A 26,122-nucleotide genomic window follows, 5' to 3' on the forward strand; every position below is an offset into this window, starting at 1 on the left:
GGCTGCAGATCAGCGATAGGCGGCCGCCTGCTCCTCACCGATCAACCCCATTTTCTGCAGCTGCACCGCAATGCTCCAGGTTGAGCGCTCGAACTCATCGCTCAGCGCCTCCAGCGTCGCCCCGGCCGCATGGCTCTCGCGCAGCCGCAGTTTTTCTTCTTCCGGCCAGGGGAAGTAAGCATTGGCCGGCCGGCCCTCGGCCAGATTCTTCTGCTGCTTTTCTTCCGGCGTCAGCCTGGCTTTTTTCTGCAGTTCGGATTCACCGTCGAACTCGTTGGCCAATGCAAACAGCAGGCGGATAGCCTCCGGCGCGCAGGCCGCTGAAGCCGGTCTCAACAGCTCGCCGGTGTCGGGATTAACGCCGTTGGCCAGCGCCCTGAGCAACGTGCCGGTATTCATCGTTCGCCTCCTTGTTCGATAAAATGCGTGCCGATCGCGACCGGCGCCTTGTCCAAACATGTTTCTCTTCCTCAGCCAAGAAAGCCACGCTTTGCGCCATGAAAAATCGCCCATTGCGAGCCAGATTCCAGGCGCCTGAACGTGCGGGACGGTGGTTGCATCAGGCTGCGAGCCGGCAGGCATCATGGAAGACGGCTCACTAAGGCACTTCGGGGGCTTATGAAAAACTGCCGAGCAGCGCGTGTGGATGACATTCGGTAAGATATCCCGCACGCCATAAGTATTTTGTTCTAATTATCACGCAAGGTAATGAAAGGACGGCGATGCTGTGGCTAAATGTGTTTTTTTCCTGCCCGTGAACCGTACGGACCGTTTATGCCACAAATTCTGCAATTTATTATGGCCCTGGTGGTGATCATCGCCCTGGCGCTGCTGGTCAGCAATAATCGCAAGAAAATCCGCCTGCGCTATATCATCCAGCTGTTGGTGATCGAAGGCGCGCTGGCCTACTTCTTCCTGCACTCCGCCAGCGGGCTCAGCGTGATCAAACACGTCGCCGGCTTCTTCGACACCCTGCTCGCCTACGCCGCCCAAGGATCGGAGTTCGTATTCGGCGGCATGAGCAAGGATGGCCTGGCGTTTATCTTCCTCGGCGTTTTGTGCCCTATCATCTTTATTTCCGCCCTGATCGGCATTTTGCAGCATTTCCGCATCCTGCCGCTGATCATCCGCCTGGTGGGCACCCTGCTGTCCAAGGTCAACGGCATGGGCAAACTGGAATCGTTCAACGCCGTCAGCACGCTGGTGCTGGGGCAGTCAGAGAACTTCATCGCCTACAAGGGCATCATCGGCGACATCTCGCCGCGCCGCATGTACACCATGGCCGCGACCGCCATGTCGACGGTATCGCTCTCCATCGTCGGCGCCTACATGTCGATGATCGACGCGCAGTACGTGGTGGCGGCCTTGATCCTTAATATGTTCAGCACCTTCATCATCCTGTCGATCATCAACCCGTATCAGGTTGAAGACGAGCCGGAGCTGAAGCTGAACAAGCTGCACGAAGATCAGAGCTTCTTCGAAATGTTGGGCGAGTACATTCTGGCCGGCTTCAAGATTGCGATGATCATCGCGGCGATGCTGATCGGCTTTATCGCGCTGATCTCCGCCGTCAACGCGTTGTTCTCGGCGGTGCTCGGCATCAGCTTCCAGCAGATCCTCGGCTACGTGTTCTATCCGCTGGCCTGGCTGATCGGCATCCCGGCGGAGGAGGCCCTGAAGGCGGGCAGCATCATGGCGACCAAACTGGTGGCCAACGAATTCGTGGCGATGATTGAACTGAAGAAGATCGCGGCGGAGCTGTCGCCGCGCGGGCTGGGCATTTTGTCGGTGTTCCTGGTGTCGTTCGCCAACTTCGCCTCCATCGGCATCGTCGCCGGCGCCATCAAAGGACTGAACGAGCAGCAAGGCAACGTGGTTTCCCGTTTTGGCCTGAAGCTGGTTTACGGCTCGACGCTGGTGAGCCTGTTGTCGGCAGCCATCGCCGGCCTGGTGCTGTAATCCTCACTCCCGGCCAGACGGCCGGGAGTGCGTTTCAAAACGCCACGCACACCGGCGCATCCACCCGCATCACCGAATCCTGCGCAAACTGCTGCTTATAGCCGCTGCGCAGCGCCTCGATATTCGCCTCGCTCTCTTTGCCCGGCGCATGGATCAGCAGCAGCGCCTTGCTGTCCTCGCGCGCCAGTTTGCCGTCGTGGCCCAGCCACTGCCCTTTGGCATCAAACACCGTCAGCCCGTCTTTAAAACGTGGTGTCACCTGGCTATCGACGAAGGTTTGCCACTCGGCGGCGGTGATCGCCGGCCCCGCCGGCCGATTCAGGCCGAAGTAGAGCGTTGTCTGCACCAGCGGATCGCCGGTGCGGCAAGCCGGGGTGGGGGAATCAGCCTGGTGGCCTGGCGCCACGCAGCCGCTCAGCAGCAGGGCGGCAGCCACCACGGCGCCGGCGGCCAGTCTCGGAGAATTTTTCATCTGCAGTCTCGGTTTCTCGGTTGAAGGATTCGCTGCAAAAATCATAGTCAGCGATGGAAATTAGCGCGAAATTTCTAATGCTTTCATTAACAGCCAGATGTTAAAAAAGGCTGGTTATCGGCAATAAAAACGGAGTTTGGATTAGCTATATTAATCCGAAATGCCATCGGTGAAAAAAACTCAGTGGCGCGCGTCCTCGGCGGCGATTACCCTGCCGGCCATCATTCTGACGCAAGTACGCTGTGAATCCCTTATGTTACTGAGCATCCTTTATATCATCGGCATCACCGCCGAAGCCATGACCGGCGCGTTGGCGGCCGGCCGCCGCCAAATGGACATGTTCGGCGTGATCATCATCGCCTCGGTCACCGCGATCGGCGGCGGGTCGGTGCGCGATATGTTGCTCGGGCATTTTCCGTTGGGCTGGGTCAAGCATCCGGAATACATCGTCATCGTCGCAATAGCGGCGATCGTCACCACCTGGGTGGCTCCTCTGATGCGCCATCTGCGCCGCCTGTTCCTGGTGCTCGACGCCGTCGGCCTGATCGTTTTCTCGATCATCGGCGCGCAGGTGGCGCTGGATATGGGGCACAGCGCGATTATCGCCGCCATCGCCGCAGTGATCACCGGCGTCTTCGGCGGGGTGCTGCGCGACATGTTCTGCAACCGTATCCCGCTGGTTTTCCAGAAAGAGATCTACGCCGGCATCTCCTTCAGCGCCGCCTGGCTGTATATCGGCCTGCAGCACCTCAGCCTGCCGCACAATCTGGTCGTGATCCTCACCTTGGTCGCCGGCCTGAGCGCGCGTCTTATCGCCCTGCGCTTCCGCCTCGGCCTGCCGGTGTTCAACTACCAGCATCCGGATCACTGATCCCGGGGCGGCAGCGCGCCGCCGCTGGGCCAAAACTGCCAAAATATCGCTCTTCAGCGCGCATATTCGCGCATTCGACGCTTTTTCCGCGCAAAGCCACGGGCAAAATGCGAGCTAACGCTGCACCCGGCGCGTTAGCCGTGTATACTGTGCGGAGAAAATACACATCCGCTGTTTTTGGCATATCAACCGTTATCAACGAACATCATCATGGCTCAAGGCACGCTTTATATTGTCTCTGCTCCCAGTGGCGCAGGTAAATCAAGTCTGATTCAGGCTTTGTTAAAGACGCAACCGCTGTACGACACGCAGGTTTCGGTTTCGCACACCACGCGCGACAGCCGCCCGGGTGAAAATCACGGCGAGCACTATTTCTTCGTCTCGAAAGACGAATTCCGCCGGATGATCGAGCAGGATGCGTTTCTTGAGCACGCCGAAGTGTTCGGCAACTATTACGGCACCTCACGCGCCGCCATCGAACAAGTGTTGGCGACCGGCGTGGACGTGTTTCTGGATATCGACTGGCAGGGCGCGCAGCAAATCCGCGCCAAAATGCCGCAGGCGCGCAGCATCTTCATTCTGCCGCCATCGAAGGAAGAACTGGGCCGCCGCCTGCGCGGGCGCGGGCAGGATTCCGAAGAGGTGATCGCCAAACGCATGGCCCAGGCCGTGGCGGAAATGACGCATTACGCGGAGTACGATTACCTGATCGTGAACGATGATTTCGATCTGGCGCTGTCCGATCTGAAGACCATCATTCGCGCCGAACGCCTGCGTTTGGGCCGCCAGTTGCTGCGGCATGACGCTTTAATCAGCAAACTATTGGCAGACTGAAGGCAGTTTCAGTATCATGCCCAGTCTTTTCGTCACCTGTGGAGTAGCACAAATATGGCACGCGTAACTGTTCAAGACGCTGTAGAGAAAATTGGTAACCGTTTTGACCTGGTGTTGGTCGCTGCTCGTCGGGCGCGTCAGATCCAGACCGGCGGCAAAGATGCACTGGTTCCGGAAGAGAACGACAAGTACACCGTTATCGCCCTGCGCGAAATCGAAGAAGGCCTGATCACCAGCCAGATCCTCGACGTGCGTGAGCGCCAGGAACAGCAAGAGCAGGAAGCCGCAGAGATTCAAGCGGTTACCGCGATTGCTGAAGGTCGTCGTTAATTAGACAGCGAGTCCGCCTTGTACCTGTTTGAAAGCCTGAATCTGCTGATTCAACGTTACCTGCCCGAGGAGCAGATTAAGCGCCTCAAACAGGCATACCTCGTCGCGCGCGACGCGCACGAGGGCCAGACACGCTCCAGCGGTGAGCCCTACATTACTCACCCGGTCGCCGTGGCCTGCATCCTGGCGGAAATGCGTCTCGACCACGAGACGCTGATGGCGGCGTTGCTGCACGACGTCATCGAAGACACCCCAGCCACCTATCAAGATATGGAACAGCTGTTCGGCAAGAGCGTCGCCGAACTGGTTGAGGGCGTCTCCAAGCTCGACAAGCTGAAGTTCCAGGACAAGAAAGAAGCGCAGGCGGAAAACTTCCGTAAGATGATCATGGCGATGGTGCAGGATATCCGCGTCGTGCTGATCAAGCTGGCCGACCGTACGCACAACATGCGCACCCTCGGTTCGCTGCGCCCCGACAAACGCCGGCGCATCGCGCGTGAAACCCTGGAAATCTACAGCCCCCTCGCCCACCGTCTGGGTATTCATCACCTGAAAACCGAGCTGGAAGAGCTGGGCTTCGAGGCGCTGTACCCAAACCGCTACCGCGTGATCAAGGAAGTGGTGAAAGCCGCGCGCGGCAACCGCAAAGAGATGATTCAAAAAATCCTCTCCGAGATCGAAGGGCGGCTGACCGAGGCCGGCATCGCCTGCCGCGTCAGCGGAAGAGAAAAACACCTTTACTCCATCTACCTCAAGATGCACCTGAAAGAACAGCGTTTTCATTCCATCATGGATATCTACGCGTTCCGGGTGATCGTCAAAGAGGTCGATACCTGCTACCGCGTGCTCGGCCAGGTGCACAGCCTGTATAAACCGCGTCCGGGGCGGGTGAAAGATTACATCGCCATTCCCAAGGCCAACGGCTATCAATCGCTGCATACCTCGCTGATCGGCCCGCACGGCGTGCCGGTCGAAGTGCAGATCCGCACCGAAGACATGGATCAGATGGCTGAGATGGGGGTGGCCGCGCACTGGGCTTACAAGGAAAGAGAACAGGGCGAAACCGGCACCACGGCGCAGATCCGCGCCCAGCGCTGGATGCAAAGCCTGCTGGAGCTGCAGCAAAGCGCCGGCAGCTCGTTTGAATTTATCGAGAGCGTCAAATCCGATCTGTTCCCGGATGAGATTTACGTTTTCACCCCGGAAGGCCGCATCGTCGAGCTGCCCGCCGGCGCCACGCCGGTCGACTTCGCCTATGCGGTGCATACCGATATCGGCCATGCCTGCGTCGGCGCGCGCGTCGATCGTCAGCCGTACCCGCTGTCGCAGTCGCTGACCAGCGGCCAGACCGTCGAGATCATCACCGCGCCGGGCGCGCGGCCCAACGCCGCCTGGCTGAACTTCGTGGTCAGCTCGAAAGCGCGCGCCAAGATTCGCCAGATGTTGAAGAACCTCAAGCGCGACGACTCCGTCGGCCTCGGCCGCCGTCTGCTCAACCATGCGCTGGGCGGCAGCCGCAAACTGGCCGAAATCCCGCAGGAAAATATTCAGCACGAGCTGGATCGCATGAAGCTGGCGACGCTGGACGATCTGCTGGCGGAAATTGGCCTCGGCAACGCCATGAGCGTGGTGGTGGCGAAGAACCTGCAGGGCGATCAGTCCAGCCTGGGCACCTCTTCCGGCGTGCGCAACCTGGCCATCAAGGGCGCCGACGGCGTATTGATCACCTTCGCCAAGTGCTGCCGTCCGATTCCGGGCGACCCGATTATCGCTCACGTCAGCCCGGGCAAAGGGCTGGTGATCCACCATGAATCCTGCCGCAATATTCGCGGCTATCAGAAAGAGCCTGAGAAGTTCATGGCGGTCGAGTGGGATAAAGAGACCGAGCAGGAGTTCATCGCCGAGATCAAGGTGGATATGTTTAACCACCAGGGCGCGCTGGCCAACCTGACGGCGGCGATCAACGCGGCCGAATCCAATATTCAGAGCCTGAACACCGAAGAGAAAGACGGTCGGGTTTATAGCGCCTTTATCCGCTTGACCACCCGCGATCGCATCCATTTGGCAAACATTATGCGTAAAATCCGTATCATGCCGGATGTGATCAAAGTTAACCGCAACCGAAACTAGCGCTTATGAGTCCTGAACGCTATGCGCGGATTTGTGAAATGCTCGCGACCCGGCAGCCGGATCTGACGGTCTGCCTGGAGCAGGTGCACAAGCCGCATAACGTCTCCGCCATTATCCGCACCGCCGACGCCGTCGGCGTGCATCAGGTCCACGCCGTGTGGCCCACCACCCGCATGCGCACCCTGGTTTCCTCCGCCGCCGGCAGCAACAGCTGGGTCAGCGTTAAAACCCACCGCACCATCGGCGACGCGGTCGGTCACCTGAAAGCGCAGGGCATGCAAATTCTGGCTACCAACCTGTCTGCGCGCGCAGTCGATTTCCGCGAGGTGGACTACACCCGGCCCACCTGCGTGCTGCTCGGCCAGGAAAAAACCGGCATCACCGAAGAAGCGCTGGCGCTGGCCGATCAGGACATCGTCATTCCGATGATCGGCATGGTGCAATCGCTCAACGTCTCCGTAGCCTCCGCGCTGATCCTGTATGAGGCGCAGCGCCAGCGGCAGAACGCCGGCCTGTATCGCCGCGACAACAGCATGCTGGATGAAGAAGAGCAGCAGCGTCTGCTGTTCGAAGGCGGTTACCCGGTGCTGGCCAACGTGGCCAAGCGCAAAGGGCTGCCGCGCCCGCAGATCGATGAACAGGGCCAGGTGGTCGCCAGCGCCGAATGGTGGGCGGCCATGCAGGCGACGGTGCGCAAATGAAAGGCCGCCTGCTGGATGCTGTCCCACTCACCACGCTTTCCGGGGTTGGCGCCAGCCAGGCGGGCAAATTGGCCAAACTCGGCCTCGACACCATTCAGGATCTGCTGCTGCACCTGCCGCTGCGCTACGAAGACCGCACCCGCCTCTACCCGATCAACGATCTGCTGCCGGGCATCTACGCCACGGTAGAGGGGGAAGTGCTGCGCAGCGACATCAGTTTCGGCCGCCGCCGCATGCTGACCTGCCAGATCAGCGACGGCACCGGCATTCTCACCATGCGGTTCTTCAACTTCAACGCCGCGATGAAAAACAGCCTGGCCACCGGCCGCCGCGTGACCGCCTACGGCGAGATCAAACGCGGCAACCACGGCGCGGAGATCATCCATCCGGAATACCGCATTCAGGGCGAAGCCAGCGAAGTCGAGCTGCAGGAGTCGCTGACGCCGGTTTACCCCACCACCGAGGGAGTGCGGCAGGCCACGCTGCGCAAGCTGACCGATCAGGCGCTGGCGCTGCTGGATACCTGCGCCATCGCCGAACTGCTGCCGCCGGAGCTGAGCGGCGGCCTGATGAGCCTGCCGCAGGCGCTGCACACCCTGCACCGCCCGCCGCCGGACATCCAGCTGGCGGATCTGGAGCTGGGCAAACACCCGGCGCAAAAACGGCTGATCCTCGAAGAGCTGTTGGCGCATAACCTCAGCATGCTGGCGGTGCGCGCCGGCGCCCAGAGTTATCAGGCGCAGCCGCTGCTGCCGGACGATCGGCTGAAAAAACGTTTTCTCGCCCAGCTGCCGTTCTCGCCGACCGGCGCGCAAACGCGCGTGGTGGCCGACATCGAAGCCGACATGCAAAAAGACTTCCCGATGATGCGGCTGGTGCAGGGCGACGTCGGCTCCGGCAAAACGCTGGTGGCGGCGCTGGCGGCGCTGCGCGCCATCGCGCACGGCAAACAGGTGGCGCTGATGGCGCCGACCGAGCTGCTGGCCGAGCAGCACGCCAACAATTTCCGCCAGTGGTTTGAACCGCTGGGGCTGGAGGTCGGCTGGCTGGCCGGCAAACAGAAAGGCAAGGCGCGCATCGCGCAGCAGGAAGCCATCGCCAGCGGCCAGGTGTCAATGGTGGTCGGCACCCACGCCATCTTCCAGGAGCAGGTACAGTTCAACGGCCTGGCGCTGGTGATCATCGATGAGCAGCACCGCTTCGGGGTACATCAGCGGCTGGCGCTGTGGGAGAAAGGCGAAGAACAAGGCTTCCACGCCCATCAGCTGATCATGACCGCCACGCCGATCCCGCGCACGCTGGCGATGACCGCCTATGCCGATCTCGACACCTCGGTCATCGACGAGCTGCCGCCGGGCCGCACGCCGGTGACCACCGTCGCCATTCCCGATACCCGCCGCGCCGACATCATTCAACGGGTGAAAAGCGCCTGCCTGGAAGAGGGGCGTCAGGCTTACTGGGTGTGTACGCTGATCGAGGAATCTGAGCTGCTGGAAGCGCAGGCGGCGGAAGCCACCTGGGAGGAATTGAAAGCCGCATTGCCGGAGCTGAAGGTGGCGCTGGTGCACGGCCGCATGAAAGCGCAGGAGAAGCAGGCGGTGATGCAGGCGTTTAAACAGGGCGAGCTGCAGCTGCTGGTCGCCACCACGGTGATCGAAGTCGGCGTCGACGTACCGAACGCCAGCCTGATGATCATCGAAAACCCGGAACGGCTGGGCCTGGCGCAGCTGCACCAGCTGCGCGGCCGCGTAGGGCGCGGCGCGGTGGCCTCACACTGTGTGCTGCTGTACAAAACGCCGCTGAGCAAAACCGCGCAAACGCGCCTGCAGGTGCTGCGCGACAGCAATGACGGCTTCGTCATCGCCCAGCGCGATCTGGAGATCCGCGGCCCGGGCGAGCTGCTCGGCACCCGCCAGACCGGCAGCGCCGAATTCAAAGTGGCGGACCTGCTGCGCGACCAGGCGATGATCCCCGAAGTGCAGCGCGTCGCTCGCCACCTCCACCAGCACTACCCGGAACACGCCCAGGCGCTGATCGAGCGCTGGCTGCCGGAGAAGGCGCGCTACTCCAACGCATAAAAAAGGGCGCCGACGGCGCCCTCTTCTTTTTTTCTGGCTCGCGATATCACCCCACCGCCGGGAACACCGGCAGCAGCAGATACAGCTTGATGACAATGGCATTGGCGATATCGATAAAGAACGCCCCCACCATCGGCACCACCAAAAACGCCACGTGCGACGGGCCGAAACGATCGGTGATCGCCTGCATGTTGGCGATCGCCGTCGGCGTAGCACCCATGCCGAAGCCGCAGTGGCCGGCGGCCAGCACCGCCGCGTCGTAGTTCTTGCCCATCACCCGGTAGGTGACGAATATCGCGTACAGCGCCATCACCAGCGTCTGCACCGCCAGGATCGCCAGCATCGGCAGCGCCAGCGAGGCCAGCTCCCACAGGCGCAGGCTCATCAACGCCATCGCCAGGAATAGCGACAGGCTGACGTTGCCCAACACCGACACCGCCCGCTCGAACACGGTATAGAAGCCGGTGAAGGCCAGCGTGTTGCTGAGGATAACCCCGACGAACAGCACGCAAACGAAGTTCGGCAGTTCAAACACCGTGCCGCTCAGCAGGCCGGCAATCAACTGCCCCAGGCTCAGACAGATGGCGATCATGGCGATGGTTTCGATCATCACCAGCGAGGTGATGAGACGGCCGCTTTCCGGCTTCTCGAAGCCGCTCGGCTGCACGCTGTCTTCCGGGGTGCCTTCCGGCGTGGAGGAGTGCTTGACCAGATAGCGCGCCACCGGGCCGCCGATCAGACCGCCCAGCACCAGGCCGAAGGTGGCGCAGGCCATGGCGACTTCCGTGGCGTTTTCAAAACCGTAGCGCTCGATGAACAGCTTGCTCCAGGCCGCCCCGGTGCCGTGGCCACCCGACAGGGTGATCGATCCGGCAATCAGGCCCATCAGCGGATCCAGCCCCAGCATTTTCGCCATGCCGATGCCGATGGCGTTCTGCACGATAAGCAGCCCCAGCACCACGAACAGGAACACTACCAGCACCTTGCCGCCGGCGCGCAACCGCGCCAGGTTGGCGTTCAGGCCGATGGTGGCGAAGAAGGCCAGCATCAGCGGATCCTTCAGCGACATGTCAAAACTGACTTCCCAGTTGACGAGCTTTTTCAGGGCTAACAGCAGGAGGGCCACCAGCAAACCGCCGGCGACGGGAGCAGGAATGGTATATTTTCGCAGCAGGGGAATGGTTCTGACGCACTTGCCCCCGAGGAGCAAAACCAGCGTCGCCGCGACTAACGTGCCATAAGTATCAAGATGAAACATCCAGGTACTCCATGTAAGGGAAAAGATCCAAATAAAAATAATAAGTTATAGAAAACCACTTAGTTTTTAAACTTGATGAGTGCAGGATTAGAAGTAAAAAACGCTGAGATGACAAGAAAAAATGAATGAAAATGCGACATAAACAGGAAAGTCGGCAACATAATATTTACGCGCAACCGTTTGCTTTTGCGGGGCGGGGCATTAAAATGCCTGCTTTGCCGTATCTGGAAACGCCACACCATGAGCATGTCATCCTCCGAGCTTGATGCCGCGCGCCAAGCCGCCTCAGAACCCCGCGCCAGTGAACTGATTTATCGCCTGGAAGATCGCCCGCCGCTGCCGCAAACGCTGTTTGCCGCCGGCCAGCATCTGCTGGCGATGTTCGTCGCGGTGATCACACCGGCGCTGCTGATCTGCCAGACGCTGGGCCTGCCGGCACAGGATACCCAGCACATCATCAGCATGTCGCTGTTCGCCTCCGGTCTGGCTTCCATTCTGCAAATCAAAACCTGGGGGCCGGTGGGTTCCGGGCTGTTGTCGATTCAGGGCACCAGCTTCAATTTCGTTTCGCCGCTGATCATGGGCGGTCTGGCGCTGAAAAACGGCGGCGCCGACGTGCCGACCATGATGGCCGCGCTGTTCGGCACGCTGATGGTCGCTTCCTGCACCGAAATTTTACTGTCGCGCGTGCTGCATCTGGCGCGCCGCATTATCACCCCGCTGGTTTCCGGCATCGTGGTGATGATCATTGGCCTGTCGCTGATTCAGGTCGGTCTGACCTCGATCGGCGGCGGTTATGCCGCGATGAACGATCACAGCTTCGGCTCGCCGAAAAACCTGCTGCTGGCCGGCGCGGTGCTGGCAGTCATCATCCTGCTGAACCGCCAGCGCAACCCTTACCTGCGCGTCGCTTCGCTGGTGATCGCCATGGCGGTCGGCTATCTGTTGGCCTGGGCGATGGACATGCTGCCCGCCGGCGCATCGGCAGCCCCAACGGCGGCGATCACCATTCCCACGCCGCTCTATTACGGCCTGGGCTTCGACTGGAACCTGCTGCTGCCGCTGATGCTGATCTTTATGGTCACTTCGCTGGAAACCATCGGCGACATCACCGCCACTTCCGACGTCTCCGAACAGCCGGTCAGCGGGCCGCTGTACATGAAGCGCCTGAAGGGCGGCGTGCTGGCCAACGGCCTGAACTCGATGCTGTCGGCGGTGTTCAACACCTTCCCCAACTCCTGCTTCGGCCAGAACAATGGCGTGATCCAACTGACCGGCGTCGCCAGCCGTTACGTCGGCTTCGTGGTGGCGCTGATGCTGATCGCGCTGGGGCTGTTCCCGGCGGTGGCCGGCTTCGTGCAGCACATTCCCGAGCCGGTACTGGGCGGCGCGACCATCGTGATGTTCGGCACCATTGCCGCCTCCGGCGTGCGCATCGTGTCGCGCGAGCGCCTGAACCGCCGCGCCATCATGATCATGGCGCTGTCGCTGGCCGTCGGCATGGGCGTCTCTCAGCAGCCGCTGATCCTCCAGTTCGCGCCGGACTGGCTGAAAACCCTGCTCTCTTCCGGCATCGCCGCAGGCGGCATTACCGCCATCGTGCTGAACCTGGTGTTCCCGCAGGAACACGAGAAAAAGTAACCCGTCCATTGACGTTCAAACGGCCGCTTGCGGCCGTTTTTTATTGTCTATCAGACCATTGCCCTTGAGATGCCCGGCCAATTGCGGCATAAACAGGGTATCTTTTTTGACCGATGCGGATGTAGACGATGAAATTTATCGGAAAGCTGTTGCTGACATTGCTGCTGCTGACCGTGCTGGCGGCGGTGGTGCTGTATCTGGTGGGGCAAACCCGCTGGGCGGCAGGCCGCCTGAGCGCCTGGATCAGCGACAACAGCGAATACCGCCTGTCGATAGGAAAAATCACCCACTCGTGGCGCCAGCCGGACCAGATCGGTCTGGAAGAGGTGCAGCTGGCGCGCAATGGCCAGCCGCAGGCGCTGGCCGCCAAACGCGTCGATCTCGGCCTCAGCCTGCGCCAAATCACCGAACCGCGCTATTTCCACAGCGTCACGCTGCGTGACGGCACGCTGAACGTGCAGCCGCAGACTGCTGCGCTGCCTGTACAGGCCGACGTGCTGCAGCTGAGCAACATGGCGCTGCAATCCAACGATAACGAGTGGCAGCTCAACGCGCAGCGGGTCAATGCCGGCATCACGCCGTGGCGCCCGCTGGCCGGCCATCTGCTGGGGGACAACAATCAGTTCCAGTTCAGCGCCGGTTCGATGACGCTGAACGGCATTCCCGCTTCGAAGGTGTTGGTGCAGGGGGAGCAAAAACAGGGCCAGCTGCTGTTGAACAATTTCGGCGCCGATCTGGCGCAGGGCGACCTGACCGGCGTGGCCAGCCGCGCCGCCGACGGCAGTTGGCAAGTGGATCGCCTGCGGCTGAGCGGCGTGCGCATGCAGACCCCGTTGACGCTGGCGGAATTCATGCAGCGCTTTACCACCCTGCCGCCGGTCACCCTCAAGCGTTTCGATCTGATCGATGCGCGCCTGGAAGGCAAGGCGTGGGCGTTTAACGATCTCGATCTGTCGCTGCAAAACGTCAGCATCGAAAAAGGCGACTGGCGCAGCGAAGACGGCTCGCTCAACGTCAATGCCAGCGATGTGATCAACGGCGGTTTCCACCTGATCGACCCGATCGCCACCCTGCGCCTCTCCTCCGCCGGCATCGCCATTCAGCAGTTCACCACCCGCTGGGAAGGCGGGCTGCTGCGCACCTCCGGCAACTGGCTGCGCGCCGGCAAACGCCTGCAGCTGGATGAAGTGGCCATGGCGGCGCTGGAGTACACCCTGCCTATCGACTGGCGCGAGCTGTGGCTGAAACCGCTGCCGGACTGGCTGGCGGAGGTGTACGTCACCAAGCTGACCACCAACCGCAATCTGATCATCGATATCAACCCGGCATTCCCGTTCCAGATCACCGCGCTGGACGGTTACGGCAGCAACCTGCTGCTGGCGCACGACCACCAGTGGGGCATTTGGTCCGGTTCGCTGAACCTGAACGGCAGCGAGGCCACCTTCAACAAAATCGATGTGCGGCGCCCTTCGCTGGCGCTGAACGCCGACGCCAACCAGATCGCCGTCACCGAGCTCAGCGCCTTTATGCCCAATGGGTTGCTTGAGGCCAAAGCGACCGTCGATCAGCTGCCGGGCAAGCCGTTCCAGCTGACGCTGCACGGCCGTTCGGTACCGCTCAATACCTTGCAGCAATGGGGATGGCAGCCGGTGCCGCTGACGGGCGACGGCAACCTTGAGCTGCAGTTGAAAGGGCTGTTGAACAGCGACGGGCCGTTCAAAGCTTCATTGAAGGGGACTCTGCAAGCCACCGCCGGCGACGGCCAGACGGTGAACCAACAGCTGCCGTAATCTATCGCGCGGCCCGCCGCCAGGCAGGGCCGCCGTTTTACTCTTCCAGCGCTTCGGAACCGCCCTGATCCAGCGGCACATCCGGCTCAGCCGGCAACACCATGTAGGTGCCTTCGAACACCGCGCCCTTATCCTCATCGCCGAACAGATGCACTTCGGCGTGCACGCGCGCGCGGCGGCCTCGCGCCAGACGCGCCAAATCACCGCTTAACGAACCGAGATCCGCCACCGCCCGCGGCCTGCCGGTGATCGGTTTGCTGTAGCGAATGTGCGCGTCCGCCAGAATGATGGTGCCACCGAGATGGCGCTCGCGCAGCAGCAGCCAAATCAGCCCCCAGGCGGTCAGCGTCGCCAGCGAGAACAGGCTGCCGGCAAACAGCGTATGGTGCGGGTTCTGGTTGCCGATCTCCGGCATGGTGGTGACGAAGCGCTGGCCGGTGTACTGGCTGATGCGCACGCCCATCTTTTCGCTCAGGGGGATATGTTCATACCAGGCCTGCTGCAATTGGCCGCACCAATCGGGGCGATGCAGGATATCGTCCAGCGTCGCTACCGGTTTGATCATCAAAAAGTGGCGGATCGGGGTGGTCTGCGGCGCAGTGATCTCGCCCTGATTGACGAACCCCAGCTTGGCAAAGAAATCCACCGCATCTTCACGGGCGCTGCACACCACCCGCTTCACGCCTTCCTGCCGCGCGACGGACTCCAGCGTCATCGCCACCAACGTCCCCAGCCCTTTATCCTGCAGCGTCGGGTCTACCGCCAGAAAACGGATCGCCGCCTCGTTGTCGGCATTGATGTACAGCCGCCCGATGGCGACGATTTTACCGGCCTCGTCCACCACCATTTGGTGATGGGCCATGGCGTCATAGGCATCCTTTTCCGAACCCACCGGCTGGTGCAGCGGCTTGCGCAGCATTTCCCAGCGAAACTGGTAATACTCTTTCAGTTCTTGCTCTGTTACGGGTACTCGTAGGTGATACATAGACGCCTGTTCTCCGAATGCTTAGACCTGTAGCCAGAATGTCACCGGACCATCGTTGACCAGCGCCACCTGCATGTCGGCGGCGAACTCGCCGGTCTGGGTCTCTACGCCGCGTTCGCGGCACTGGCCAACAAAATATTGATACAACCGATCGGCTTCCTGCGGCGCGGCGCCGCGCGAGAAGCTGGGCCGCATGCCTTTCTGGGTGTCCGCCGCCAGGGTGAACTGCGAAACGACCAGCACGCTGCCCCCGGCCTGCTGGACGTTGAGGTTCATCTTGTCGTTCTCGTCGCCGAAAATGCGGTATCCCAACACGCGTTCGCACAGGCGCTGCGCTTTTTGCTCGTTATCGCCCTGCTCCACGCCCAATAACACTAACAAACCGGGGCCAATTTTGCCTACCGTCTCGCCACCCACCGTGACGCTGGCGTTTAACACCCGTTGAATCAACGCAATCATTCCTGCTGCCCTTCTGCTTTTGGTTCCTGTTGCTCCGCCTTCTGCCGGCGGTAGTCGCGATATTCGCCGATGGTCACGGTGATTTCCGCGCCAAGTAACACGATACACCAGCTCCAGTAGACCCACAGGAATAAAATCGGGATCACCGCCAGCACGCCGTAAATCAGCTGATAGGAAGGGAACATGGTGACGTACAGCGCGAATCCCTTCTTGCCCAGCTCGAACAGCAATCCGGCCACCACCGCGCCAATCAGCGCGTCTTTGGGCGGCACGCGCACCGTCGGCACGATGCAATACAGCAGCCAGAAGGAGATGCACGACAAAATCAACGGGAAGATGCGCAGCACCTGATCCACCAGGCCATTGACGCCGGTCTGCGCCAGCCAGTTGAGCGACAGCAGGTAAGAACTGATGGCCATGCTGGCGCCCACCAGCAGCGGCCCCAGCGTCAGCACCATCCAGTACACGGCGAAGGAGAAGACGATCGGCCGTTTGTTCTTGCTGCGCCAGATGGTGTTCAGCACGCTGTCCACCGAGGAAATCAGCAACAGCGCAGTGACGATCAGCCCGCAGGTGCCGACGGCGGTCATCTTGTTGGAATTGGCGACGAACTGTTCCAGGTAGTTCTGGATCACGTTGCCGGCGGCCGGCACGAAATTGGAAAAGATAAAGCTCTTCAGCTGCTCGCTGATGTCGGAAAACATCGGGAAAGCCGCGAACAGCGCGAACACCACGGTGACCAGCGGCACCAGCGACAGCAGGGAAACATAGGCGAGATGGCCCGCCAACATCGTCAGGCCATCATGATCGATACGCTGGTACAGCAGCCGTCCGAAGGTGACGCCGGGCTTAATCGCAGAGGGCAGCTTCTTGCGGCGGAAAAACGACATGGTCACTCCTTGATGTCCGTTGATACGCCTTAAGCTTAACGCGCCCTGCGCTCATTGAGCAAAATAGGCCGGCACCACGTCGCGATCGGTGACGTGCACCGTCTTGATCCCCAGCGCCTGCGCGGCGAGGACGTTCGCCGGGTGATCGTCGAAGAACACCGCGTCGGCGGCGGCGGTGTTTTCCGCGGCCAGCACATGTTGATAGATATCGGCCTCCGGCTTGCGCATGCCGAGATCTTGCGACAAATAGAGATGATCGGCGGCGGCGGCCACTTCAGGATAGTGCTGCGGCCAGTAGTTGCAGTGCAGACGGTTGGTGTTCGACAGCACCACCACCCGGTGACCTTCGTTGCGCAGGCGCTGCATGATGTCGATCACTTCCGGGCGCAGCGCGACAAATACCGCCTGCCAGCCGGTGGCGAATTGTTCGAAGCTGAGCGCAATGCCCATTTCATCGCACAGCTTGCCGGCGAAGTCTTCGTCGCTGATTTCACCGCGCTCATGTTGCTGGAACACCTCACCCATGGTGAAACGATCGGACAACACCGCCAACGGCGTGCCGCTCAAATTGCTCCACACGCCCAGCACACGCTTGAAATCGATATCGACGATCACATTACCTAAATCAAAGATATACAGCATAGTCCTCTCCTGATGGGCCGGTGAGATTTCACTGTAGCGGGAAAAGGAACAGCTGAACAGGGAGCGAACGGAAAAGCGCATAGCGCGCCGCACAAACGGGGAACAACAGAGGAAAAAACTCAGGGCGCGAGAGCCGCGCCCTAAGCATGAGACACTCAATCAGCGATTAAGCGTCTTTTGGACCGCGGCTGGCACGCTTACGATCGTTTTCCGTCAGGTGACGCTTACGGATACGGATCGAGGTTGGCGTCACTTCTACCAGTTCGTCGTCATCGATGAACTCCAGAGCTTGCTCCAGGGTCATTTTGATGGCCGGAACCAGGGTAGTCGCTTCGTCAGTACCGGAAGCACGCATGTTGGTCAGCTTCTTACCGGTCAGGCAGTTTACGGTCAGGTCGTTGGAACGTGAGTGAATACCGATGATCTGGCCTTCATACACTTCCGCACCGTGGCCCAGGAACAGCTTGCCGCGATCCTGCAGGCCGAACAGCGCGAACGCGACCGCTTTGCCTTGGCCGTTGGAGATCAGCACGCCGTTCTGACGCTGGCCCACTTCGCCCGGACGCACGTCGTCGTAGTGGCTGAAGGTGGAGTACAGCAGGCCGGTACCCGAAGTCATAGTCATGAATTCGTTACGGAAGCCGATCAGACCGCGGCTTGGGATCACGTAGTCGAGACGCACGCGACCCTTACCGTCCGGATCCATGTTTTTCAGGTCGGCTTTACGCTCACCCATCGCTTGCATCACGGAACCCTGATGCTGCTCTTCGATATCCAGCGTTACGTTCTCGAATGGCTCCTGCTTGCGGCCATCGATTTCGCGGAAGATAACTTTCGGACGGGAAACCGCCAGCTCGAAACCTTCGCGACGCATGTTTTCGATCAGCACCGACAGGTGCAGCTCGCCACGACCGGATACGCGGAAGGCGTCCGCATCGTCGGTTTCTTCGACGCGCAGCGCCACGTTGTGCACCAGCTCTTTGTTCAGACGGTCAAGGATCTGACGCGAGGTCACGTACTTGCCTTCTTTACCGCAGAACGGCGAGGTGTTGACGTTGAAGAACATGGTTACGGTCGGTTCGTCGACGGACAGCGCCGGCAGCGCTTCTACGGCGTTGGTGTCGCAGATGGTGTCGGAGATGTTCAGCTCGCCCAGGCCGGTGATGGCGATGATGTCGCCCGCTTCCGCCAGGGTGCTGTCGATACGCTCCAGACCCAGGTGACCCAGCACTTTACCCACTTTACCGTTGCGAGTTTTGCCTTCGCTGTCGATGATGGTGACCTGCTGGTTCGGCTTCACTTTACCGCGCTTGATGCGGCCGATGCCGATAACGCCCAGGTAGTTGTTGTAGTCCAACTGGGAGATCTGCATCTGGAATGGCGCTTCCAGCTCAACCTGCGGCGCAGACACGTGGTCGACGATCGCCTGATACAGCGGGGTCATGTCTTCCGCCATGTCGGTGTGGTCGACGCCGGCGATGCCGTTCAACGCAGAAGCGTAGATGATCGGGAAGTCGAGCTGCTCGTCGGTCGCGTCGAGGTTCACGAACAGGTCGAACACCTGATCCACAACCCAGTCAGGGCGCGCGCCAGGGCGGTCAACCTTGTTGATGACCACGATCGGCTTCAGACCGTTGGCGAAAGCCTTCTTGGTCACGAAGCGGGTTTGCGGCATAGGGCCATCCATTGCATCCACAACCAGCAGCACCGAGTCAACCATCGACATCACGCGCTCTACCTCACCGCCGAAGTCGGCGTGTCCAGGGGTATCCACGATGTTGATACGGTAACCGTTCCAATTAATGGCGGTGTTTTTTGCGAGGATGGTAATCCCACGCTCTTTCTCCAAATCGTTGGAGTCCATTACGCGTTCGGTGGCTTCCGCACGCTCTCCGAAAGTACCGGATTGTTGCAGCAGCTTATCAACCAGGGTGGTTTTACCATGGTCAACGTGGGCAATAATGGCGATGTTACGCAAATTTTCGATCACAGCTTTGCCTCGGGCATTAGAAATAGCGCGCTATTGTACACGTATTAAGCGAGGGACTAAACAAGATCACAACCATCTCTTATAAACAACCGCGTACCGGTCAGTTTGTGATCCCTTTCACGGTGCAAAAAGCCGCAATCGTTGCACTTTTGCACCATTTCAGTGCCCACGCCCACACCAATTGCACCATTTCAGTGCAATTTATCACTGATGGTGCATACTGTGGTTGGGTAAAACCCGCGCAGAAAGGCGATGAAAGCCTTTTTTAAAAGTTGGCACGCTTTTCGCTTTAGTCTTTTCAAGGCGAAAAAAAGCCAGTTCCACAGATTCGTTCCACGACGACGACAATGATAAACCGGGAGAGTTAAGTATGTCCGCTGAACACGTTTTGACGATGCTGAATGAGCATGAAGTGAAATTCGTAGACCTGCGTTTCACTGACACCAAGGGTAAGGAACAGCACGTGACTATCCCGGCTCACCAGGTAAACGCCGACTTCTTCGAAGAAGGTAAAATGTTTGACGGCTCCTCTATCGGTGGTTGGAAGGGCATCAACGAATCTGACATGGTGCTGATGCCGGACGCCAGCACGGCGGTTCTGGATCCGTTCTTCGAAGAACCTACGCTGATCATTCGCTGTGACATTCTCGAGCCGGGCACCATGCAAGGCTACGATCGCGACCCGCGCTCCATCTCCAAACGCGCCGAAGACTTCCTGCGCTCCTCCGGCATCGCGGACACCGTGCTGTTCGGGCCAGAGCCTGAGTTCTTCCTGTTCGACGACATCCGCTTCGGCAGCAGCATCCGCGGTTCCCACGTGGCCATCGACGACATCGAAGGCGCCTGGAACTCCGGCACAAAATACGACGGCGGCAACAAAGGCCACCGTCCGGCGGTGAAAGGCGGTTACTTCCCGGTTCCACCGGTCGACTCTTCGCAGGATCTGCGTTCCACCATGTGTCTGACCATGGAAGAGATGGGCCTGGTGGTTGAAGCGCACCACCACGAAGTGGCGACCGCCGGTCAGAACGAAGTGGCAACCCGCTTCAACACCATGACCAAGAAAGCCGACGAAATTCAGATCTACAAATACGTGGTGCACAACGTGGCGCACGCCTTCGGTAAAACCGCGACCTTCATGCCGAAGCCCATGTTCGGCGACAACGGTTCCGGCATGCACTGCCACATGTCGCTGTCCAAGAACGGCACCAACCTGTTCGCCGGCGACAAATACGGCGGCCTGTCTGAAACCGCACTGTTCTACATCGGCGGCATCATCAAGCACGCCAAGGCGATCAACGCGCTGGCCAACCCGACCACCAACTCGTACAAACGTCTGGTGCCAGGCTACGAAGCGCCGGTGATGCTGGCTTACTCCGCCCGTAACCGCTCCGCGTCCATCCGTATCCCGGTGGTCGCCAGCCCGAAAGCGCGCCGCATCGAAGCCCGCTTCCCGGATCCGGCGGCTAACCCATACCTGTGCTTCGCCGCGCTGCTGATGGCCGGCCTGGACGGCATCATCAACAAGATCCACCCTGGCGATGCCATGGACAAGAACCTGTACGACCTGCCGCCGGAAGAAGAAGCCGAGATCCCAAAAGTGGCCGGCTCGCTGGACGAGGCGATGGCCGCACTGAACGAAGACCGCGAGTTCCTGACCCGCGGCGGCGTGTTCACCGACGATGCGATCGATGCCTACATCGAACTGCGCAAAGAAGAGATGGACCGCGTTCGCATGACGCCACACCCGGTCGAGTTCGAACTGTACTACAGCGTCTAAGCCCTACCCGCGCCGTCTGCAAAGGCGGACGGCGCCCACAATTTTTGTTATCGCTTTTTTGTTGCCGTGGAAACTTTCAGCCCATCTTCGGATGGGTTTTTTTCTCCACCGTATTTTCTGCAAAACTATTCCATACCGCGCCTATCCCGGATGGAGTAGGATAGATGCACTAAAAAGGTGCAGGAGTCTGCTGTATGGCAACTGGCAAGCTGCCCGATGCTGGGCAGATCCTCAATTCACTCATCAACAGCATCCTGCTGTTGGATGACTCACTGGCGGTTCACTACGCCAACCCTGCGGCACAGCAGCTGCTGGCGCAAAGCTCCCGCAAGCTGTTCGGCACGCCGCTGCCCGATTTGCTCGGCTATTTTTCGCTGAACGTCTCTCTGATGCATGAAAGTCTGCGCGCCGGTCAGGGCTTCACCGACAACGAAGTGACCCTGGTGGTCGATGGCCGCGCGCATATTCTTTCCCTGACTGCTCAGGCGCTGCCGGAAGGCTATATCCTGGTCGAGCTGGCGCCGATGGACAATCAGCGCCGCCTGAGCCAGGAACAGCTGCAGCATGCCCAACAGGTGGCGGCCCGCGATCTGGTGCGCGGTTTGGCGCACGAGATTAAAAACCCGCTGGGCGGCCTGCGCGGCGCGGCGCAGCTGCTGGCCAAGGCGCTGCCCGATCCGGCGCTGACCGAATACACCAAGGTGATCATTGAGCAGGCCGATCGGCTGCGCAATCTGGTGGATCGTCTGCTCGGGCCGCAGCGGCCCGGCCAGCACATCACCCAGAGCATCCATCAGGTCGCGGAGCGCGTCTGCCAGCTGGTGTCGCTGGAAATGCCGGATAACGTCACGCTGGTGCGCGACTACGATCCCAGCCTGCCGGAAATGGCCCACGACCCGGATCAGATAGAGCAGGTGCTGCTGAACATCACCCGCAATGCGCTGCAGGCGCTGGGTGAGGCGGGCGGCACCATCACGCTACGCACCCGCACCGCGTTTCAGATTACGTTGCACGGCACCCGCTATCGCCTGGCGGCGCGCATCGACGTCGAAGACGACGGCCCCGGCGTGCCGGCGCAGCTGCAGGACACGCTGTTCTACCCGATGGTCAGCGGCCGTGAAGGCGGTACCGGCCTGGGATTATCCATCGCCCGCAATCTGATCGATCAGCATTGCGGAAAAATTGAGTTCAACAGTTGGCCAGGTCATACCGAATTCTCGGTCTACCTGCCCATTCGCCAGTGAGGTTTGCAATGCAACGAGGGATAGTCTGGATCGTCGATGACGATAGCTCCATCCGCTGGGTGCTTGAGCGCGCGCTCACCGGCGCGGGCCTGAGCTGCGCCACCTTCGAAGGCGGCAATGACGTGCTGGAAGCCTTGGCCACGCAAACCCCCGACGTGCTGCTGTCCGATATCCGCATGCCGGGCATTGATGGTCTGGCGCTGCTCAAGCAGATCAAACAGCGCCACCCGATGCTGCCGGTGATCATCATGACCGCGCATTCGGATTTGGACGCCGCCGTCAGCGCCTATCAACAAGGGGCCTTCGACTACCTGCCGAAGCCGTTCGACATCGACGAAGCGGTGGCGCTGGTCGAGCGCGCCATCAGCCATTATCAGGAACAGCAGCAGCCGGTGCGCAGCCAGCCGGCCAGCGATCCGGCGGCGGACATCATCGGCGAAGCGCCGGCGATGCAGGACGTGTTTCGCATCATCGGCCGGCTCTCGCGTTCGTCGATCAGCGTGCTGATCAACGGCGAATCCGGCACCGGTAAAGAGCTGGTGGCACATGCGCTGCACCGCCACAGCCCGCGCGCCAAATCACCGTTCATCGCCCTGAATATGGCCGCTATTCCCAAGGATCTGATCGAGTCCGAGCTGTTCGGCCACGAGAAAGGCGCCTTCACCGGCGCTAACCAAATCCGTCAGGGGCGCTTTGAACAGGCCGACGGCGGCACGCTGTTCCTCGACGAGATCGGCGATATGCCGCTCGACGTGCAAACGCGCCTGCTGCGGGTGCTGGCGGACGGCCAGTTCTACCGGGTCGGCGGCTATGCGCCGGTGAAGGTCGACGTACGCATCATCGCCGCCACGCACCAGAACCTGGAGCTGCGGGTACAGGAAGGCAAGTTCCGCGAGGATCTGTTCCACCGCCTGAACGTGATCCGCGTACACCTGCCGCCGCTGCGCGAACGTCGTGAAGACATCCCGCGGCTGGCGCGCCACTTCCTGCAGATCGCCGCCAAGGAGCTGGGCGTCGAGGCCAAGAACCTGCATCCGGAAACCGAAACCGCGCTGACCCGCCTGCCCTGGCCGGGCAACGTGCGCCAGCTGGAGAACACCTGCCGCTGGCTGACGGTGATGGCCGCCGGGCAAGAGGTGCTGATTCAGGATCTGCCGGGCGAACTGTTCGAAACCGCCGCGCCGGAAAGCCCCAGCCACAGTCTGCCGGACAGCTGGGCCACGCTGCTGGCGCAGTGGGCCGATCGCGCGCTGCGTTCCGGTCATCAAAATCTGCTGTCGGAAGCGCAGCCGGAAATGGAGCGCACGCTGCTCACCACCGCCCTGCGCCACACCCAAGGGCACAAACAGGAAGCCGCGCGCCTGCTGGGCTGGGGGCGCAATACCCTCACCCGCAAGCTTAAAGAGCTGGGCATGGAATAGGAACGGGGTGGATGATGAAAAACGCAGTCCGGCGCACAAAAAAACGCCAACCACAGACTTTACAGCCGGCGCGGGCGCAGTATGATCGTGTCGCACACTCTGGAGGTTGACGATGCTGGACTCATTCATCGTATTCATTTCTCAGGGCGCGGAGCTGGGCTCCGCCGCCAGCCACACCCCGCAGGCGGCGGTCGCCGCGGTGTTGTGCGCCGCGCTGATTAACTTCTTCAGTTAAAAAAACAGCCGCATCAGCGGCTGTTTTTTCATCCTCAGATCACCCGAGAGAACTGCTGGCTGCGCGCCTGTTGCCGCAGATAGCGGTCGAAGCACATGCAAATATTGCGGATCAGCAAGCGCCCGCGCGGCGTGACGCGAATGCCCTGCTCGTCGCGCTCCACCAGCCCATCGCGTTCAAACGGCGCCAGCAGTTGCAGGTCTTCGGCGAAGTAAGCGGTGAAATCGATGCCGTATTGCCGTTCGAGCGGCTGATACGCCAACCGGAAGTTGCAGATCAGGGTTTTGATCAGATCGCGCCGCAGACAATCGTCGTCCGTCAGCGCCAGCCCGCGCCACAGGGCGTTGCCCTGCGCCGGTACGCTCTCATAGTAATGCTTCAGCTCTTTCTGATTCTGCGCATAGCTGTCGCCGAGCATGCTGATGGCCGACACGCCCAACCCCAGCAGATCGCTGTCGCCCTGGGTGGTGTAGCCCTGGAAATTGCGGTGCAGCTTGCCTTCGCGTTGCGCAATCGCCAGCTCATCGTCCGGGCGTGCAAAGTGATCCATACCGATGAACTGATAGCCGGCGTCAGTCAGGAACGCGATGCTCTGCTGCAGGATATCCAGCTTCTGCTGCGCGCTGGGCAGATCGGCGTCTTTGATTTTGCGCTGGGCGGCGAATAAATTCGGCATATGCGCGTAGTTGAACACGCTGAGGCGATCGGGATTCAGTTCAGCCACCCGCTGCAGGGTGAAGGCGAAACTTTCCGGCGTCTGTTTCGGCAGGCCGTAGATCAGATCGATATTGGTCGAGCGGAAGCCCAGCGCTTTGGCCCGCTCGATCAGGGCGAAAATGAAGGCTTCATCCTGCTCGCGGTTGACCAACTGCTGCACCTGCTTGTTGAAATCCTGCACCCCCATGCTCAAACGGTTAAAGCCTTCGGCGCGTAAATGATCGAGCACATCCAGCGCTATCTCGCGCGGATCGACTTCGATCGACATCTCCGCATCGGGCAGAAAATCAAAATGTTCGCGCAGCGCCGCCACCAGCCGGCTGATTTGCGCTTTATCCAGATAGGTTGGCGTACCGCCGCCCCAGTGCATCTGACCGACCTTGCGGCCGGCGAACAGCGGCGCACGGCTGGCGATCTCTTGCGCCAAAACGTTCAGGTATTCGTCGGCCTTGTGCGTCTGGCGCGTCACCAGCTTGTTGCAGCCGCAGAAATAGCACAGCTTATGGCAGAAAGGGATATGCACATACAGCGACAGCGGGCGCTCAGGGTAGCGCGCCGCGGCGCGTTGAAACGCCGCTTCGTCGTAACGCTGGTTAAATTCCAGCGCCGTGGGGTATGAGGTATAACGCGGCCCTGAGTAGTTATATTTTTGGATCAGGGCCAAATCCCAGACAATCGTCTGCTCTGACATGCTCACTCCTTCCGATATCTTTTTCTACCGGGCCGGGAGAGAGGCGGTTGTCTGCGCTGTCTGGCCACGGAAGCGCTGCGAAAACGCGCTTTGCGCTTAGACAGCCGCCATAGTTTACCGAATAACCACAGCAGATAACACATCAAGAGTAGGGCTATTGTCGGGATCAGCCACATGGCGCGTTAAAAAGCGTCCTTCGGGTTGCCGCCTTTCAGCAGCTTCAGAATATCTTCCTGCTTCTCTTCTTCTTCCTCATCGTCTTCATCGCCCAGCTCGATGCCCAGCACGTCCATCAGCACATCGATGCGATCCAACGTCTTGTCGACATACGCCTGCTCTTGCGCGTTCAGCGTTTCGCCATCGTCGATGCGATCCAGCAGCGCGTTCAGGCGTTCGTCATTTTCCAGCTTCGCCAGCTCTTCTTCCGGCGACAGGCGCGGTTTCGCTTCGGCCTTTGGCTTCGGTTGCGGTTTAGCCTTCACTTTGGTTTCATCGACCACCAGCGCAACCGGCACTTTACTGCCGATACGCGGATCTTTGGCTTCCGCCGCCGATTTATTTTTCTGGCTGCCGGACTCGACCTGAGTGCGTGAACCGGAAGCGTGACCGCGGCGTTTTTTCAGGCGTTTGCGCTCGCGCGCTTCCTGATCGAGCTCCATACGGCTTTTCTTTTTCGTTTTTGACTTCGCCGCGCTGCCGCGAGGTGCTTTTGATGGCTGGTTCATAGCGTGTGCTCTTAGGTATGTAGATTCAGTATAGAATTGCGGCGGAATCTAGCAGAAAGCGGACAAAGAAAAAAGGCGGCAGGTTAAACCTGCCGCCTATTTCGCACCTTCTTGCGAAGGGTATTCCTGTTACGCGCTCCTTGCGTACATGCAACATCCCGGTTTTTCCTTCTGCTATAACCGCATTCCCTGCCACTACGTCCTTCATCCTGAAAGGAAAATCGTCCATGGCGCAATCCATTCGCATCCGCTCTTCCCGAGCGCGCTTCCTGCGGGCAT

Annotated in this window: 23 protein-coding genes; 13 read left to right on the top strand and 10 right to left on the bottom strand. The window is 60.3% G+C overall.

Annotation, left to right across the window (positions count from 1 at the left end):
• Nucleotides 1-9: 9 nt before the first annotated feature.
• Nucleotides 10-399 carry a hypothetical protein gene (locus tag MMS95_RS08605; protein WP_015379442.1) on the bottom strand — a complete coding sequence of 130 codons (390 nt, stop codon included), beginning with the start codon at nt 397-399 and terminating at the stop codon, nt 10-12.
• 375 nt (nt 400-774) lie between these two features.
• Here MMS95_RS08605 and MMS95_RS08610 point away from each other — a divergent pair, with 375 nt between their 5' ends.
• Complete coding sequence (locus MMS95_RS08610) at nt 775-1,959, top strand: nucleoside transporter C-terminal domain-containing protein (protein WP_004931212.1); 1,185 nt, start codon at nt 775-777, stop codon at nt 1,957-1,959.
• Nucleotides 1,960-1,993: 34 nt separating this feature from the next.
• Here MMS95_RS08610 and MMS95_RS08615 read toward each other — a convergent pair whose 3' ends face one another.
• Complete coding sequence (locus tag MMS95_RS08615; protein WP_176326564.1) at nt 1,994-2,431, bottom strand: DUF3574 domain-containing protein; 438 nt, start codon at nt 2,429-2,431, stop codon at nt 1,994-1,996.
• Nucleotides 2,432-2,684: 253 nt separating this feature from the next.
• Here MMS95_RS08615 and MMS95_RS08620 point away from each other — a divergent pair, with 253 nt between their 5' ends.
• The 6 genes from MMS95_RS08620 to recG all read left to right on the top strand — a co-directional run bounded on the left by MMS95_RS08620 (nt 2,685) and on the right by recG (nt 9,375).
• Complete coding sequence (locus MMS95_RS08620; protein ID WP_025304704.1) at nt 2,685-3,302, top strand: trimeric intracellular cation channel family protein; 618 nt, start codon at nt 2,685-2,687, stop codon at nt 3,300-3,302.
• Between the two features lie 210 nt (nt 3,303-3,512).
• Entirely contained in the window at nt 3,513-4,136 is a 624-nt protein-coding gene (gene gmk, locus MMS95_RS08625; RefSeq protein WP_004931218.1) for a guanylate kinase, read from the top strand.
• A gap of 54 nt (nt 4,137-4,190) precedes the next feature.
• Entirely contained in the window at nt 4,191-4,466 is a 276-nt protein-coding gene (rpoZ, locus tag MMS95_RS08630; RefSeq protein ID WP_004931221.1) for a DNA-directed RNA polymerase subunit omega, read from the top strand.
• 18 nt (nt 4,467-4,484) lie between these two features.
• The gene (spoT, locus tag MMS95_RS08635; protein WP_004931224.1) at nt 4,485-6,596 is read left to right on the top strand and encodes a bifunctional GTP diphosphokinase/guanosine-3',5'-bis pyrophosphate 3'-pyrophosphohydrolase; all 2,112 of its coding nucleotides are present in this window, start codon (nt 4,485-4,487) and stop codon (nt 6,594-6,596) included.
• Nucleotides 6,597-6,601: 5 nt separating this feature from the next.
• On the top strand, nt 6,602-7,297 hold the full coding sequence (gene trmH, locus MMS95_RS08640; RefSeq protein ID WP_004931227.1) for a tRNA (guanosine(18)-2'-O)-methyltransferase TrmH: 696 nt from the start codon (nt 6,602-6,604) through the stop codon (nt 7,295-7,297).
• Complete coding sequence (gene recG, locus MMS95_RS08645) at nt 7,294-9,375, top strand: ATP-dependent DNA helicase RecG (RefSeq protein ID WP_021504482.1); 2,082 nt, start codon at nt 7,294-7,296, stop codon at nt 9,373-9,375. Before trmH ends, recG begins: the two co-directional genes overlap by 4 nt.
• A gap of 46 nt (nt 9,376-9,421) precedes the next feature.
• Here the strand turns inward: recG and gltS are convergent, their stop codons facing one another.
• Nucleotides 9,422-10,633, bottom strand: coding sequence for a sodium/glutamate symporter (gltS, locus tag MMS95_RS08650; RefSeq protein ID WP_131165377.1), 1,212 nt, complete (start codon nt 10,631-10,633; stop codon nt 9,422-9,424).
• Between the two features lie 240 nt (nt 10,634-10,873).
• Here gltS and MMS95_RS08655 point away from each other — a divergent pair, with 240 nt between their 5' ends.
• Both MMS95_RS08655 and MMS95_RS08660 read left to right on the top strand, forming a co-directional pair.
• Nucleotides 10,874-12,274, top strand: coding sequence for an NCS2 family protein (locus MMS95_RS08655; RefSeq protein ID WP_242141572.1), 1,401 nt, complete (start codon nt 10,874-10,876; stop codon nt 12,272-12,274).
• A gap of 128 nt (nt 12,275-12,402) precedes the next feature.
• Nucleotides 12,403-14,064, top strand: a complete 1,662-nt coding sequence (locus MMS95_RS08660) for an AsmA family protein (RefSeq protein WP_075684479.1) — start codon at nt 12,403-12,405, stop codon at nt 14,062-14,064.
• 37 nt (nt 14,065-14,101) lie between these two features.
• On the opposite strand, the gene fabY is transcribed toward MMS95_RS08660, so the two are convergent.
• The 5 genes from fabY to typA form a co-directional block, all read right to left on the bottom strand.
• A complete protein-coding gene (gene fabY / locus MMS95_RS08665) occupies nt 14,102-15,049 on the bottom strand; it encodes a fatty acid biosynthesis protein FabY (protein ID WP_004931235.1) in 948 nt (315 codons plus the stop codon).
• Between the two features lie 21 nt (nt 15,050-15,070).
• Nucleotides 15,071-15,508: a D-aminoacyl-tRNA deacylase gene (dtd, locus tag MMS95_RS08670; RefSeq protein ID WP_025304712.1), complete on the bottom strand. Its 438-nt coding sequence runs from the start codon at nt 15,506-15,508 to the stop codon at nt 15,071-15,073.
• Nucleotides 15,505-16,398, bottom strand: a complete 894-nt coding sequence (locus tag MMS95_RS08675; RefSeq protein ID WP_021504485.1) for a virulence factor BrkB family protein — start codon at nt 16,396-16,398, stop codon at nt 15,505-15,507. The genes dtd and MMS95_RS08675 overlap by 4 nt, the downstream gene beginning before the upstream one ends.
• A 51-nt stretch (nt 16,399-16,449) precedes the next feature.
• A complete protein-coding gene (yihX, locus tag MMS95_RS08680) occupies nt 16,450-17,040 on the bottom strand; it encodes a glucose-1-phosphatase (RefSeq protein ID WP_060425015.1) in 591 nt (196 codons plus the stop codon).
• A 166-nt stretch (nt 17,041-17,206) separates the two neighbouring features.
• On the bottom strand, nt 17,207-19,030 hold the full coding sequence (typA, locus tag MMS95_RS08685) for a ribosome-dependent GTPase TypA (protein WP_004931243.1): 1,824 nt from the start codon (nt 19,028-19,030) through the stop codon (nt 17,207-17,209).
• 370 nt (nt 19,031-19,400) lie between these two features.
• On the opposite strand from typA, the gene glnA reads away from it, so the two are divergent.
• The 4 genes from glnA (at nt 19,401) to MMS95_RS08705 (ending at nt 23,710) form a co-directional block, all read left to right on the top strand.
• A complete protein-coding gene (glnA, locus tag MMS95_RS08690) occupies nt 19,401-20,810 on the top strand; it encodes a glutamate--ammonia ligase (RefSeq protein ID WP_025304715.1) in 1,410 nt (469 codons plus the stop codon).
• Between the two features lie 194 nt (nt 20,811-21,004).
• Nucleotides 21,005-22,054, top strand: a complete 1,050-nt coding sequence (gene glnL, locus MMS95_RS08695; RefSeq protein ID WP_046897370.1) for a nitrogen regulation protein NR(II) — start codon at nt 21,005-21,007, stop codon at nt 22,052-22,054.
• 8 nt (nt 22,055-22,062) lie between these two features.
• Complete coding sequence (gene glnG, locus MMS95_RS08700) at nt 22,063-23,475, top strand: nitrogen regulation protein NR(I) (protein ID WP_015379452.1); 1,413 nt, start codon at nt 22,063-22,065, stop codon at nt 23,473-23,475.
• A gap of 112 nt (nt 23,476-23,587) precedes the next feature.
• Nucleotides 23,588-23,710, top strand: coding sequence for a YshB family small membrane protein (locus tag MMS95_RS08705; protein WP_015379453.1), 123 nt, complete (start codon nt 23,588-23,590; stop codon nt 23,708-23,710).
• A 34-nt stretch (nt 23,711-23,744) separates the two neighbouring features.
• Here the strand turns inward: MMS95_RS08705 and hemN are convergent, their stop codons facing one another.
• Nucleotides 23,745-25,118, bottom strand: a complete 1,374-nt coding sequence (gene hemN, locus MMS95_RS08710) for an oxygen-independent coproporphyrinogen III oxidase (RefSeq protein ID WP_242141573.1) — start codon at nt 25,116-25,118, stop codon at nt 23,745-23,747.
• Between the two features lie 182 nt (nt 25,119-25,300).
• The gene (yihI, locus tag MMS95_RS08715; RefSeq protein ID WP_015379455.1) at nt 25,301-25,843 is read right to left on the bottom strand and encodes a Der GTPase-activating protein YihI; all 543 of its coding nucleotides are present in this window, start codon (nt 25,841-25,843) and stop codon (nt 25,301-25,303) included.
• Nucleotides 25,844-26,122: the final 279 nt, after the last annotated feature.

The sequence above is a fragment of the Serratia sp. PGPR-27 genome, assembly GCF_022678525.1.
GTDB lineage: Bacteria > Pseudomonadota > Gammaproteobacteria > Enterobacterales > Enterobacteriaceae > Serratia > Serratia nematodiphila.